General features: G+C 47.7%; 8 protein-coding genes and 1 rRNA gene. 7 read left to right on the plus strand and 2 right to left on the minus strand.

Features of this window, described 5'->3' with window-relative positions; genetic code table 11:
* The first annotated feature begins 218 nt into the window (after positions 1-218).
* Positions 219-2,198 carry a type I pullulanase gene (pulA, locus tag ACKPCD_RS06440; RefSeq protein ID WP_321434419.1) on the plus strand — a complete coding sequence of 660 codons (1,980 nt, stop codon included), beginning with the start codon at positions 219-221 and terminating at the stop codon, positions 2,196-2,198.
* A gap of 390 nt (positions 2,199-2,588) precedes the next feature.
* On the plus strand, positions 2,589-3,401 hold the full coding sequence (locus tag ACKPCD_RS06445) for a Cof-type HAD-IIB family hydrolase (RefSeq protein ID WP_321434420.1): 813 nt from the start codon (positions 2,589-2,591) through the stop codon (positions 3,399-3,401).
* A 43-nt stretch (positions 3,402-3,444) separates the two neighbouring features.
* On the opposite strand, the gene ACKPCD_RS06450 is transcribed toward ACKPCD_RS06445, so the two are convergent.
* Positions 3,445-4,542 (minus strand): FUSC family protein, encoded by a 1,098-nt coding sequence (locus ACKPCD_RS06450; RefSeq protein WP_321434421.1) that lies wholly within the window; start codon positions 4,540-4,542, stop codon positions 3,445-3,447.
* 282 nt (positions 4,543-4,824) lie between these two features.
* Here ACKPCD_RS06450 and perR point away from each other — a divergent pair, with 282 nt between their 5' ends.
* Positions 4,825-5,313, plus strand: coding sequence for a peroxide-responsive transcriptional repressor PerR (gene perR, locus ACKPCD_RS06455; protein WP_321434422.1), 489 nt, complete (start codon positions 4,825-4,827; stop codon positions 5,311-5,313).
* A gap of 232 nt (positions 5,314-5,545) precedes the next feature.
* Here the strand turns inward: perR and proC are convergent, their stop codons facing one another.
* Positions 5,546-6,364, minus strand: a complete 819-nt coding sequence (proC, locus tag ACKPCD_RS06460) for a pyrroline-5-carboxylate reductase (RefSeq protein ID WP_321434423.1) — start codon at positions 6,362-6,364, stop codon at positions 5,546-5,548.
* 216 nt (positions 6,365-6,580) lie between these two features.
* On the opposite strand from proC, the gene ACKPCD_RS06465 reads away from it, so the two are divergent.
* The 4 genes from ACKPCD_RS06465 to ACKPCD_RS06480 all read left to right on the plus strand — a co-directional run bounded on the left by ACKPCD_RS06465 (position 6,581) and on the right by ACKPCD_RS06480 (position 14,981).
* Positions 6,581-8,284 (plus strand): alpha-glucosidase, encoded by a 1,704-nt coding sequence (locus ACKPCD_RS06465; RefSeq protein ID WP_321434424.1) that lies wholly within the window; start codon positions 6,581-6,583, stop codon positions 8,282-8,284.
* A 20-nt stretch (positions 8,285-8,304) separates the two neighbouring features.
* Positions 8,305-9,615, plus strand: a complete 1,311-nt coding sequence (locus tag ACKPCD_RS06470) for an alpha-amylase family glycosyl hydrolase (protein WP_321434425.1) — start codon at positions 8,305-8,307, stop codon at positions 9,613-9,615.
* A gap of 146 nt (positions 9,616-9,761) precedes the next feature.
* Complete coding sequence (locus tag ACKPCD_RS06475) at positions 9,762-12,038, plus strand: maltose phosphorylase MdxK (protein ID WP_321434426.1); 2,277 nt, start codon at positions 9,762-9,764, stop codon at positions 12,036-12,038.
* A gap of 1,384 nt (positions 12,039-13,422) precedes the next feature.
* Positions 13,423-14,981: ribosomal RNA gene (locus tag ACKPCD_RS06480) — 16S ribosomal RNA — on the plus strand.
* Positions 14,982-15,142 lie beyond the last annotated feature (161 nt).

The raw sequence follows: 15,142 nt of genomic DNA on the forward strand, positions 1-15,142 counted from the left end.
TTACTTCCTGAGATGCTCTTCGGAATATTGATATTATCATGTTTCTGATGTATAATTATGGCGTAAACAAAAGATGTAAGCGTTTTATCCGAAGGTGTTCTGTGTAGGTCGAAGATTATGTATTTCACAAACATGCAGGCAAATTTGGAGGCCGTTGCACAATAGACAGCTGCTTAAACGCAATTTCACCAGAAAAGAGATTTTTCGGAGGTAATGTCATGTACATACAAGTTGATGAACGGAAACGGACTGACGTTCTATCGACTACTTATTATCAATATAACTTGGATAATTTAGATGATCGACTAGAGCAACTTGTACAGTCGCCTGTTTTTGATAAAAAGTATTCATTTGATGGAGAATTAGGAGCGCTCTATACACCGCAAAGAACTATCCTGCGGCTGTGGGCTCCGACTGCGCTCAGCGTAGAAGTGATTGTTTATGAAAGCCTGTATCGCAAAGAGAAGAAAAGACACATGATGGGGAAAGGTGGAAGAGGGACTCACGAACTCATTATGATTGGAGACTATGCGGGAACTGCCTACAAATACGCCATTACTTTTCCGGATGGCAAAGTTGTGGAAACAGTCGATCCCTATAGCTATGCGACAACCGCAAACGGAGAACGCTCCGTCATCCTGGATGCAGTAAACACGAATCCTGAAAGATGGGGAGCCCGATTGGAGCCGATCGCTTCACCAGTCGACGCCATTATTTATGAATTACATATTCGTGACTTCACGATTTCCCCGACAAGCGGAGTTATAAACAAAGGCAAATTCTTGGGCGTGGTCGAGCAAGGGACCTTATCGGCTGATGGCGATAAAACAGGGCTGGATTACCTTAAAGAAATGGGTGTGACCCATGTCCAGTTTTTACCGATGGCCGATTTTTCCACAGTCAATGAACTGAAACCATTGGAACAGTACAATTGGGGCTATGACCCGCAGAACTTCAATGTTCCGGAAGGCTCCTACGCAACCAATCCCTATCAACCGGAAGTGCGGATCCTGGAAATGAAGGAAATGATCCAAGGGCTGCATGATGCGGGAATCCGTGTCATCATGGACGTCGTTTACAATCATGTTTATCTACCGAAACTGCACGCGTTGGAAAAAACGGTACCTGGTTATTATTTCCGCAAAAATCCTGATGGAACGCTCTCCAACGGGACCGGTGTCGGCAACGATACTGCTTCTGAGCGTTACATGATGCGCAAATACATCATCGACAGCATCACGTATTGGGCAAAGAATTTCCACATGGACGGATTCCGCTTCGACTTGATGGGGATCCACGATATCGAAACGATGAACGAAATCCGTATCGCTTTGGATGAAATCGATCCCTCCATCATCATGCTTGGCGAAGGATGGAACCTGAACACCAACTTGCCGCCTTCCGAAAAGGCTGTCCAACAGAATGCGGACCGCATGCCGGGTGTGGCTCATTTTAATGATGCGTTGCGCGAAGCGATCAAGGGTTCCGACTTCAACAGCGGGAATGACACCGGTTTTGTCACCGGAAAACCGTTCATGGAAGGTTGGATCGCCACCAATTTGCAGGGAGGAGCGTATTATCCCGCCAGCCGAGGCACCTACAGAACTCCGGCTCAGATGGTGCAATATGTTGAGGCGCACGACAACTTGACGCTTTATGACAAACTGAAGATTTCGATGCCGTGGGATGAGGAAGATTCCCGGATGCGGCGCCACCTTTTGGCAAGCAGCTTCGTTTTGCTGAGCCAAGGCATTCCGTTCATTCATGCTGGGCAAGAATTTATGCGGACAAAGAATGGGCTCGAGAACAGTTACAATGCACCCGATTCGGTCAACCGTATGGATTGGCATCTCCGTTCCGAAATGAAGCAGGCGGTGGATTACATGAAAGGTTTGATTGCCTTGCGCAAACTGGAGCCTTTATTCAGGTTGCGGACCATCGATGAAGTCAAGGGACACATGAATATCCTGAAAGCCGATTATCAGATTGTCGTCTATCAGTTGGAGGACACGAAAAAGTTATACTACGTCATCTTCAATGGCCAGACGAATGCCATCGATTTTGATGTCGAAACCGGGGATTATCGGGTGTTGATCGAGGATGGAAAAGTAAACTTGGGTGAACCGAGAACAGTTGAAGGACTATCCCGCATCCGGGTTGAAAACTTGTCCGTAACAGTGCTCATGAAGAATAAATAACGGTAGTCCGGGCGGTCGCTTCATTTGAGGCGACCGTTTTTTAGCGTGTTGGAACAGACTGGAGCTGTCCTCCGGTTACGGGTTGTTTGCCGGAGGAGAGCGGCTGGATTTGCGCTTTCCTCCGGTTGCTGGGTGTTTGCCGGAGGAGAGCGGCCAAATCAGCTCCCACCTCCGGCGGCCGGTTGTTCGCAGTAGAAGAGCAGCCGGATCAGCCCGTAGCTCCGGCAAAGCCTCGGCACGCCGGAGTTGGTGACCCCAGGCGGAAGCCTGGCTGCTGTTCTTTGTAACATTTTTCACCCGCTCTGATGCAAGATTATCACACCGTAAAGCATTTTTTGGTACAATGAAAAGGTAAATACATCGAATGAGAATGATGGGGTGGGTTCACAGATGATAAAAATGATCGCAATCGATATCGATGGCACGTTGGTCAATGAGCAGAAAGTAATGACGCAAAGGGTAAAAGAGACGATCCAGGAGGCGATGCGCCGGGGCATCAAAATCGTGCTCTGCACAGGCCGGCCGCCTGCAGGCATCAAGCCTTATGCGGATGAACTGGGATTCGGGGAACACGAGGACTACATCATCGCTCAGAATGGCGCCTACATCCTGAGGGCGGACACGGATGAAACGGTCTACAAAAAAACGTTGAGGCTTGCCGAAGTGCAGGAAATTTACGAGTTCGGCAAAGGTTTTTCGGCCGGGACGCTGTTGGTCGGCGAACACCATTACTACAGCTTGGAAGACGAAGTGACGGAATCGATGCAGAAGGATGCCACCATCGTCAACATGAACATCAGCGTTTTGGATCCCAAAGCGATTACAGAAGAGATTGGCTTGATGAAGATCCTTTACATCGGCGATCCGAATGAGGTGGATGTCATTGAATCAGCCATTCCCGATCAGATGCGGAATGACTTCTATATCGTGCGCAGCCAAGATTTCCTTGTAGAAGTGATGGAGAAGAGTTCAAACAAGGGCACGGCTTTGACGAAGTTGGCGGATCATCTGGGAATCGCGATGGACGAAGTGATGGCACTGGGAGACGGCGAGAACGATTATGAAATGATCCAAGTTGCTGGTCTGGGAGTCGTGATGTCCAATGGAACGGACAATCTGAAGAGCATTGCGAACGAAATCACCTTATCCAACGAAGAAGATGGTGTTGCCCACGCCATCGAGAGATGGGCTTTCCAAAACTAGACGAATAAAAAAAGGTTTCCGGAACGATTTCCGGAGACCTTTTTTAATGGATGATATCTTCGATATTATTGATGTTTTTTGATTTATTGCCCGGAGTCGCTTTGTAGCTGCGAACCAGTTTGTTGAAGTGAACCAGATCGTCTTCGTAGGCCAGGATGGCACTCATCAGATGGATGATACCGTAGCTTTCGGAACTGCTGTATTTGCCGAAATCACTTTCTTCTTGAGCGCGCTGGAAAAAGACATCCATCAGTTCGTGGCGCTGGTCTTTGTTGGCTTCAAAGAAATTGACTTGATTGGCCGGAACGCGTCCGCTGAATTTCAGCATAATCTGCTCATGTCCGCTCATCAAGGTTTCCAGGCGTTCTCGGATCATGATGCGCATTTCGACAGGAAATTGATAGAAAACATTCTCGTAATCGTGCAGCACTTCCAGAACGTGGAAAGCTGATCGGGTCGTTTGGATCATTTTTCGGTAGACTACCAGCATCTTTTTGTTCTGGTATTTATTTTTTTTGTTGAACAAGCCGCTTTCAGTCAAATACTGGTAGAGATTGTCCATTTTTTTGAGTTGCGTACGTGCCCATTTCAGGTCATTGTTCATGATCGAGTATTCGGTATTCTTGCGCAAACCGGCACGGATCCAGATCAGAAACTCGGTAGTTGCATAATCCACTGTGTGGTACAGGCGTTCGTCGTAACGCGGCGGAGCCACGAATGTATTGACCAAAAAGGCAATGATGACACCGATGAATGTCTCCAGCACACGATAAGCGGCGCTTAACATCAGGTTGTCATCCGTACCGACCATGATGACAATCAGTGTCACGATCGACAGTCCGATCACATCTTCGAGCTTGAGGGCGTTCAGGATGGCAATCAACAACATCACTGAAATACCGACCAGATAGATGTTGTATCCCAAAGTCATGACGACGAAAACGGCTACCAAGCCACCGATTGTATTGGCCATGATCCGGCTCTTCAGGTTGGTGTAAGAACGGCCAAGCGAAGGTTGGGTGGAATAAATGGCGGCGATGCCTGCGATGACGCCTCCGCCTTCGAATCCGAAGTATTGAGCGACGATCATTGCTAATGCGACGGCGAGACCCGTTTTAAAGGTGCGGGCGCCAAGTTTCATATAGTTTCAGCTCCAAGTCGATAAATGATGTAAAAAAAAATAATCCAAATTAAGAATATACTAATCCCGTGGCCATGTAAAGGGCGACAAGATTGTTGTTTGAAAACTGTTATTCTGGATTCGTTTCCATCTGCGGCATGATAATAAAAAGTAAGTATTTATTTTGAATGTTAAGAGCTTATGTATTGCTATTTTCGGCAAATCGATATATGATGAATTCAGCTAAATGTAAATTATAATGACTATCATATACAAGCCATTCCAGAAGAGGGGGGATAGACAATGCATCATACAATCGTAAATGATTCAATTGAAAAAATGAAGAACGCGAATATCCGGATCACACCACAACGTTACGCGATTTTGGAATATTTGGTCGAGTCAAGGATGCACCCGACAGCGGATGATATCTACAAAGCATTGGCCGATCGTTTTCCTAACATGAGTGCAGCCACTGTCTACAATAACTTGAGACTTTTCGTAAAAATCGGTTTCGTGAAGGAATTGGCCTACGGGGATGCTTCGAGCCGTTTTGACTTCAGCAACACGCAACATTATCACGCGATCTGTGAAAGTTGCGGGAAAATCGTCGATCTCTATTATCCGGTATTGGATGATGTGGAGATGGTTGCCGAAAATTTGACCGGTTTCCAAGTCGGCCATCACCGCATGGAAGTCTATGGCATTTGTCCTGAATGTCAGGAAAAAGGCATCCAAAAAGAAGATATTGATGACGGAGCGGAAGCTGCAGGACATCATCACCACCATTAATCAGTAAATGAACATGAGCTCTCCTTTCGATTTTTCGAGGGAGAGTTTTTTTTGTTCCTGATAGAAGGTGGAATGTATGGAAATTAAATTTCTGCTCAGAGATTCCCTGTCAAAACCATTCTGGCGGAGAAGTCCACCACGAATCCGAACCACAGAAGAGACGATTCTGTAACCAAACCAAAACGAAGAGGAATATCCCATTTCAGGACATTCCTCTTCGTTTTGGTTAGATTCAGTTTTCTTTCGGGTTGCTCATGGCGATGGATTTGTCGATGGTTGTCTGAACTGCCGAAATGACTGCGGATCGGAATCCGTTTTTTTCCAATTCCGCAACTGCTTCGATCGTTGTTCCGCCCGGAGAGCAGACCATATCCTTCAGTTCGCCTGGGTGTTTGCCGGTTTCCAGAACCATTTTCGCAGATCCGAGGACAGCCTGTGCCGCAAATTTGTAGGCCTGTTGGCGGGGCATTCCGCCACGGACGGCGCCATCGGCCAAAGATTCGATGAACATGAAGACCAAGGCCGGAGATGAACCGCTGACGCCTGTCACCGCATCCATCATGTATTCCGCAACCATTTCGCTGCGACCGAAGCTGTCAAAGATGTTTTTGACGTCCGTCAGCTCCGCTACGTTCACCACTTCGTTTGCGCAGATTCCGGTCATGCCTTCGCCGACCAAAGCAGGTGTGTTCGGCATAGCGCGGACTACTTTCACCTTGCGGCCGAAGCGCTCTTCGATGTCGCTTAAGCTTTTCCCGGCTGCAATCGTAACGACTACGACATTTTCTTTGATGGCTGTTTTGATTTCGTCGATGACGATGTTGTAGATATTCGGTTTGACAGCCAAAAAGAGGATATCCGCTTCGGTTGCCACCTGGCTGTTATCGCCCGCGATGCGGATGCCGTATTGGTCCTTCAAGGATTGCAGGCTTTCGTTGTCTTGGCTGGATACGATGACTTGGTTTGGTGAAACAAGCGTAGAACCGACAAGCCCGCCGATGATGGCTCCGCCCATATTCCCGCTGCCTATGAATCCAATTGTTTTTTTCATGGATGAGGACTCCTTTTGGTTGATGAGTAAGTTAGTTTAATTGCTTTAACTTCATCATTATACCAAGGAAATGGGGAAATCGTACAGAAAATGATGGATTGCTGCAAAGTATGGGCAACATCATATCCTGTCATTTGTTTTTATGAGGCCTTTTGGGTAAGCTTAAGGTAAGAATTGTTCCTGCTATTTTTTAACTTAAGAAGTGAGGTTTTGGGTATGGGAAATGTGCGTGAATGGTGGCATGGATTGATTGTATATCAAGTGTATCCGATGAGTTTTCAAGATTCCGACGGGGATGGTGTCGGGGACATTCGCGGCATCATCAACCGCTTGGAGTATATCCAAAATTTAGGCGTCAACATGATTTGGCTGAACCCGATCTTCAAATCACCGAAAGTCGATAATGGCTATGACATTTCCGACTTTCTCGAGATCGATCCGATTTTCGGGACGATGGCAGAAATTGAAGAGCTGATTTTTGAAGCGCATAAACGCGGCATCAAAGTCATTTTCGATTTCGTAATGAACCATACTTCGGACCAGCATCCGTGGTTCCAGGAAGCCTTAAAGGGGAAAGACAATCCGTACCGCGATTATTATATCTGGGCGGACGGCAAAAACGGTGGGCAGGATCTGCCTAATAATTGGGAATCTTTTTTCACCGGAACTGTCTGGGAAAAGGAACCATCCGGTGACCAATATTATTTCCATCTGTTTGCGAAAGAAATGCCTGATCTGAATTGGGCCAATCCGGAAGTGCGGCGCGCAATGGTCGATATCGCGTTTTTCTGGCTCGATAAGGGAGTCGACGGTTTCCGTTTGGATGCTTTTATCCATCTGCAAAAGGAAGAAGGTTTTCCGGATGTGGAAGGGCTGGATGAAGGGGAAATCGGCTTGGCTGAGAATTATTACGCCAATCTTCCAAAAATCAACGAGTACATGAAATTCTTCACCTCGACTTTGCGGGAACGCTATCCGGACACCTTCATCGTCGGGGAGGCAGCTTCGGCAACCGTCGAGCTGGCGCGTTCCTATACCGATCCCGTTCTCGGCGGCTGCGACACGGTCATCACTTTCCGTTATTTCACGATGGATGAAAAATCGAAAGATCCGCGCCTCTCCTCGAATATGCAAAAGACGAAGCTGCTTTACGGCGCCTTCAAGAAAAATCTTCAGGAGTGGCAGAAAGTCATGGCGGATGTCGGCGGTCCGACGCTCTATTGGAACAACCACGATATGGCTCGGGTCGTTTCCCGGATTGGGGACGACAGTAAGCACCGCGATAACAGCGCGAAAATGCTGGCGGCTCTGATGTATCTTCAGAAAGGCATTCCCTTCATCCTGAATGGGGAGGAGCTTGGGATGAAAAATCTATTTTTGAATGACATCAAAGATTTTAAATCTCCGGAAGCCAAGACGTTCTATAAGGACGCACTCGCGTTGGGGTACAGCGAAGAGGCGGTTCTGTACAATCTGCGGGAAAGTTCCAAGGATGCCAGTCGTGGTGCGATGCAATGGGATCAGTCGGCTTTTGCCGGTTTTTCGACGGTAGCCCCGTGGAGTGGCGTCAACGTCGAAGCGGATTATAACGTAGCCGCGGAAGAAGCCGATCCCGATAGCATTCTGCATTTTTATCGGAAAGTATTGGATCTGAAAAAGACGGATCTGTTCGTCGAAGGCGACAATCATCTCTGGAATACGCACGATGACTTCTATGTCTATGAGCGGGTGATGGACAAACAAGTCGGCCTTGTCATCTGCAACGTGACGGACCAACCGAAGGAGTTTGTGCTTCATCAGTTGGAGCCCGATGGCTACCGCCAGATTCTGTTGCAGAATGGAGGGAACAGGCTGGAAGGGGAAACCTTGCACCTTGGGCCTTATGGGGTGGCTGTTTTTCAGACGGTTTACAATAGTTAGTTTGTTAAAGGGGGATCCTTATGGCGAAAGACACATTCTTGAATTTGCGGAATCAAATCATTTATTGCATCTATGTGCGTAACCACACACCGGAAGGGACTTTTAACGCCATCATCCCGGATCTGCAACGCATCAAGGGGCTGGGGGCCGACATCATCTGGTTTATGCCGATCCATCCCATCGGTGAAACGAAGCGTAAAGGTGTGGAAGGCAGTCCCTACGCTATCAAAGATTACCGGGCTGTCAATCCTGCCTACGGGACGATGGATGACTTTAAAGTGTTGGCCGCCGCGATCCGTGATTTGGGCATGAAGGTGATGATCGATGTCGTCTATAATCACACTTCGCCGGATTCATGGCTTGTCGAACAGCATCCGGAGTGGTTTTACCGCAGACCGAACGGCGAAATGGGCAATAAAATCGGCGAGTGGTACGATATCGTCGACTTGGATTACAGTCATTCGGATTTGTGGGATTACCAAATCGAGACATTGAAGCAATGGGCTTCCGTTGTTGATGGCTTCCGCTGCGATGTGGCGAGTCTCGTGCCGCTGGAATTTTGGGTCCGCGCCAGAAAAGAAGTCTCAGAAGTCAAAGAAGGCGTCGTCTGGTTGGCCGAATCAGTGCACCCGAGTTTTCTGAGGATGAACCGGGATCGCGGCAATATCGGCCATTCCGACAGTGAATTGTATGAAGCCTTCGATATCACCTACGACTATGATGTGCACGATTTCCAGCAGGCTTACTTCTGGGGGGAAATCAGCCTCAAAAATTATCTCGATGTGCTTCTATTCCAGGACGGCATCTACCCCGTGAATTACGTCAAACTGCGTTTCCTAGAAAACCATGATCATCTGCGCATCCGTTCGAAAATCGAGGATATCGGCAGGTTGCGGAATTGGACTGCTTTTGCCTATTTCCAGAAAGGGACGCTGCTGCTCTTCGGCGGACAGGAAATCGCGACGGCGCACTTGCCGGGTCTGTTCGAAAAGGACCCGATTGTGTGGAACTATGAGGAGGATTTGACACCATTGCTGCAGCGGCTGCAACGTTTCAAAGGGGAAGCAGCCGTGCGGGACGGGAGTTATGACCTTAAAGCTGCTTCAGGATCGGAAACGGTGATCGGCCAATACCGATTCGGGAATGAAAGGCTGACGGGCATATTCTGCCTTGATGGGAAAGCTGCCAAAGTTGCCGTCAATTTGCCGGATGGTGTTTACCGTAATCAGTTGGATGACCAGGACTATCAAATCAATGAATGTTTGCTGGAAACCCGCGGCGTGCCGATTTTGTTCAAGAGTTACGGGGAAGCGCTGCTGATCGAGGTCTGAAAGTACATGAGAAATATTATAGAGTAATGCATGGTTGCGCTTGCGTGGATGCGGCCAAAATTGGGATAATGGAGTCATCAGAACAATCATTTTTATGCGGGCTCCGAAAAGGACCGGCATCTGATTCCGGAAAGAAGGACTGTTATATGAAAAGACTCTTTGATATCGATCCTTGGAAAATAAAGACGGCTGTATTGGACAAAGAAGAGAAGCGGCTGCAGGAAAGCTTGACTTCAATCGGCAATGGCTATATGGGGATGCGCGGCAATTTTGAGGAGGGTTACTCAGGGGATACCCATGAAGGGACCTACTTGGCGGGAGTCTGGTATCCCGACAAAATGCGTGTGGGCTGGTGGAAGAACGGATACCCCGAATATTTCGGGAAAGTCATCAATGCCATGAACTTCATTGCCGTCGGTATCTTCATCGATGGCGAACCGCTTGAGGCGAAACAGCCTGTCGCGGATTTCCATATGGAATTGGACATGCAGCGCGGCGTGTTAAACCGTAGCTTCCTTTGGAAAAGCGAGGACGATGCTGCGGAAATCAAGTTCACTTTTGAACGCTTCGTCAGCATCTCGCAGAAGGAGCTTTGCCTCGTGCGGGTAACGGCAGAAGTGCTGAAAGGCTCGGCCGACCTGGAATTCCATCCGCGTCTGGATGGCAACGTGACGAATGAGGATGCGAATTACGAGGAAATGTTCTGGGAGGAAGCTGGTCGCACGCTGGATGCGCCTGTCAGTCTGAGCACCAAAACGATTCCGAATCCGTTCGGGATCGATCAGTTCACGGTCACTGCAGCAATGAGCAACCGCATTTCCGGACTGGGGCAAACCGGCAGCAACGAAAGCGGCCTATTAGTAGAAGAAACTTTTTCAGGGAGTATTTCAGCTGGCGAAAAGGCCGTTTTGGACAAGTATGTCGCCGTCATCACCAGCCGGGACATTCCGGATGCTGAGCAGGCGTTCATCGCCAAAAAGATGGCCGGTGAAGCGGCAGTGGAAGGCTACGATGCGCTTTTTTCCGCGCATGAACGCGCTTGGGAAGCACGATGGGCGAAAGCGGATGTGAAGATAATGGGAAATGATGAAGCGCAGCAAGGGATCCGCTTCAATCTTTTTCAACTGTTTTCTACCTGTTACGGTGAAGACGAGCGGTTGAACATCGGTCCGAAAGGCTTCACCGGCGAAAAATACGGCGGCGCCACCTATTGGGATACGGAGGCATACATGGTGCCGATGTACCTGTCCGTGGCCGATCCGAAAGTGACCCGCCAGTTATTGCGCTATCGTCATCAGCAGTTGCCCGGTGCTTATCACAACGCACGCCAGCAGGGGCTGAAAGGCGCTTTGTATCCGATGGTGACTTTTACCGGGGTCGAATGCCACAATGAGTGGGAGATCACCTTCGAAGAAATCCACCGCAACGGGGCAATCGCGCATGCCATCTACAACTATACGAACTACACAGGGGATGAAAGCTATCTCCTCGAAACAGGGATCGATGTCCTTGTCGGCATTTCCCGGTTCTGGGCGGATCGTGTCCATTTTTCAAAACGCAATCAAAAATACATGATCCATGGCGTGACTGGCCCAAACGAGTACGAAAACAACGTAAACAACAATTATCACACCAACAACATGGCAACCTGGACACTGCAGTACACGCTGGACGCGCTCAAAAAAGTGTCCACTGAGAAATGGGCAGAGCACGGCCTGACGGAAAGGGAAACGGATCACTGGAAAGATATCATTGCCCGGATGTATTATCCGTATGATGAAGAGCTGGGCGTTTTCGTACAGCATGACACGTTCCTTGATAAAGACCTTCGTCCTGCCGATACGTTGGATCCGAGCGAAAGGCCTTTGAATCAGCATTGGTCATGGGATAAAATCCTGCGATCCCCGTTCATCAAACAGTCCGATGTGCTGCAGAGCATCTATTTCCTGAATGATCAGTACAGTATGGAAGAAAAGAGACGCAGCTTTGATTTCTATGAAGCGATGACTGTGCACGAATCTTCCTTGTCCCCATCTGTGCACGCTGTCCTGGCTGCGGAACTTGGGGAGGAAGAAAAAGCTGTTGAATTATATGCGCGCACCGCTAGGCTCGATCTGGACAACTACAACAATGATACGGATGACGGGCTCCACGTCACTTCGATGAGCGGTGCCTGGTTGGCTATCGTTCAAGGCTTTACCGGAATGCGCGTGAAAGAGGGCGCCCTGCATTTCAAACCATTCGTTCCTAAAAATTGGCAAGGCTATGATTTCAAAATCAATTTCCGCGGCAGCCTGCTTGATGTGCAAGTGATCGGTGGAGAAGTGACCCTCACTATAGAAGAAGGACCAGAGTTAGTTGTGTATTTAAATGATGAATTGGTGCAAGTGAATGAAGCTGTCGTCGTCAAGACGAAGCACTGATCGAATTGGGGGCTGCTGGAAGGCGGCCCTTAATTGCGTTCTATCATTGCTGAAGAGCCGTACTGTCATGGAAAGTGTATAGGCAGTTGAATAGAAGCTGAAGACACTAAAATTGTAGCCATAAAGTCAGCCGGAAACTTGGGGGAATAAATAAAAAAATTCAAATAATTAAAAAAAATAGTCAACATTTACTTGCAAAGCAAGCGTTTTCATGTTATTATTACAGTGTAAAGAAGGAAGGGTATATAACTCGAAAGGGTTGTATAAAATGAATTCTTTACATAGAACCAATTGAAGTTCTTGCATCTTATGGTTTTAATTTCATTCATGATCGAGTAGAGACTTTAAGTATAGACCCGAAAAATCTAGAAAAGATTCAACATGACAGATTGAATGAAAAAAGTAACGTAGCAGCAGAAAAGATTTAGATTAGATTGAAAAACTATGAAAAATTGATTTAACCTGTGAAGTTAAAACCGTAATAGAATGGATAAAGGTTCAGAAGTGAGAGGCATTTTAGGCGAGTAAACCTAGAATGTGATCTCGAAGAAGATTCGTGTTTAAATGTGAGTGGCGAGATGCCCCGTTTAAATGTTTGATGAATCTTCAGTTGTACAACTTCATATTGTGGCCATGTTCCTCATTCAGTGGAAAAGAAGTCCGGAAGTTTGTAAGACTCACATGAACGAAGATCATGTCAACGAAGATTACCTTTAAATACCAACGGTTTCAGTGTTGGTAGATAAATTACAGGAACTAGTGCTACAACCATGAAGTGAGGCAGCCTCGCAATTTGAGGTTGCCTCTTTAATTTGCTCTTGCTGGTTCAGCAGTATTATCGGGAAATACAGTATATGCATTGCTCGATTTGAAAAATTTAGCGAGTTGCCCGGAAAATGACTGATCCGTAACAATGCTGATGTAATGCCATTGACAAGGCTTACATTTTTGTGGTAAAGTTTAGTTCCTCGGTAATCCGATGCGTTTTATTCTGAAATCTGTTTGACACAGATTTGAAATGATGATAGTATTATGAAGTTGTCTTTTGTAAGGCAACGGCAAGATAAGAATCATTGTTGACAGCAAGATAAAACGATGTTATCATATGAAAGTTGCTGATTCATCTAACCGACAGTCAGAAAATTAATTTTTCAAAACTGTTGACAAGATGTGGTGACCATGATAATATTAATAAGCTATCACGTAACGAGTGATGCGCGATTGACCTTTGAAAACTGAACAAAGAATGAACGAACCAAATGTGCAGGGAGCTTAGACTTCGGTCGAAGCAAACGAAGGCGATACATCGTATCGCAAACATAAAGTCAGCAAGAAATTAAGAGCTATTCAGCTTTTCATGAGGGTTTCTGTACAAGAGCCCACATTACATGAGAGTTTGATCCTGGCTCAGGACGAACGCTGGCGGCGTGCCTAATACATGCAAGTCGAACGGTCTTTTCTATGGAAGCTTGCTTCCACTGAGAAGATAGTGGCGAACGGGTGAGTAACACGTGGGTAACCTGCCCATAAGAGGGGGATAACATCCGGAAACGGGTGCTAATACCGCATAGTTTTCTTGATCGCATGATCGGGAAAGGAAAGACGGCCTTTGTGCTGTCGCTTATGGATGGACCCGCGGCGTATTAGTTAGTTGGTGAGGTAACGGCTCACCAAGACGATGATACGTAGCCGACCTGAGAGGGTGATCGGCCACATTGGGACTGAGACACGGCCCAAACTCCTACGGGAGGCAGCAGTAGGGAATCTTCCGCAATGGACGAAAGTCTGACGGAGCAACGCCGCGTGAGTGAAGAAGGTTTTCGGATCGTAAAACTCTGTTGTCAGAGAAGAACAAGTTGGAGAGTAACTGCTCCAGCCTTGACGGTATCTGACCAGAAAGCCACGGCTAACTACGTGCCAGCAGCCGCGGTAATACGTAGGTGGCAAGCGTTGTCCGGATTTATTGGGCGTAAAGCGAGCGCAGGCGGTTCCTTAAGTCTGATGTGAAAGCCCACGGCTCAACCGTGGAAGGTCATTGGAAACTGGGGAACTTGAGTGCAGAAGAGGAGAGTGGAATTCCATGTGTAGCGGTGAAATGCGTAGATATATGGAGGAACACCAGTGGCGAAGGCGACTCTCTGGTCTGTAACTGACGCTGAGGCTCGAAAGCGTGGGGAGCAAACAGGATTAGATACCCTGGTAGTCCACGCCGTAAACGATGAGTGCTAAGTGTTGGAGGGTTTCCACCCTTCAGTGCTGCAGCTAACGCATTAAGCACTCCGCCTGGGGAGTACGGCCGCAAGGCTGAAACTCAAAGGAATTGACGGGGACCCGCACAAGCGGTGGAGCATGTGGTTTAATTCGAAGCAACGCGAAGAACCTTACCAGGTCTTGACATCCTTTGACAATCCTAGAGATAGGACTTTCCCTTCGGGGACAAAGTGACAGGTGGTGCATGGTTGTCGTCAGCTCGTGTCGTGAGATGTTGGGTTAAGTCCCGCAACGAGCGCAACCCCTATTGTTAGTTGCCAGCATTCAGTTGGGCACTCTAATGAGACTGCCGGTGACAAACCGGAGGAAGGTGGGGATGACGTCAAATCATCATGCCCCTTATGACCTGGGCTACACACGTGCTACAATGGATGGTACAACGAGCAGCAAGACCGCGAGGTCAAGCGAATCTCTTAAAGCCATTCTCAGTTCGGATTGCAGGCTGCAACTCGCCTGCATGAAGCCGGAATCGCTAGTAATCGCGGATCAGCACGCCGCGGTGAATACGTTCCCGGGTCTTGTACACACCGCCCGTCACACCACGAGAGTTTGTAACACCCGAAGTCGGTGAGGTAACCTTTATGGAGCCAGCCGCCTAAGGTGGGACAGATGATTGGGGTGAAGTCGTAACAAGGTAGCCGTATCGGAAGGTGCGGCTGGATCACCTCCTTTCTAAGGAATATAATGGAATCCTTGCTTGGTTCAATCATTCTTTGTTCAGTTTTGAGAGATCAATCTCTCAAGCAAGAAAAAGTTGTTCTTTGAAAACTGAATACTACAAAAATAAAGTAAGAAACCTAAACATTTTACCGCGTTTTAAGTTGACTTAAATG

The organism is Trichococcus flocculiformis, from assembly GCF_963662535.1.
GTDB lineage: Bacteria > Bacillota > Bacilli > Lactobacillales > Aerococcaceae > Trichococcus > Trichococcus flocculiformis.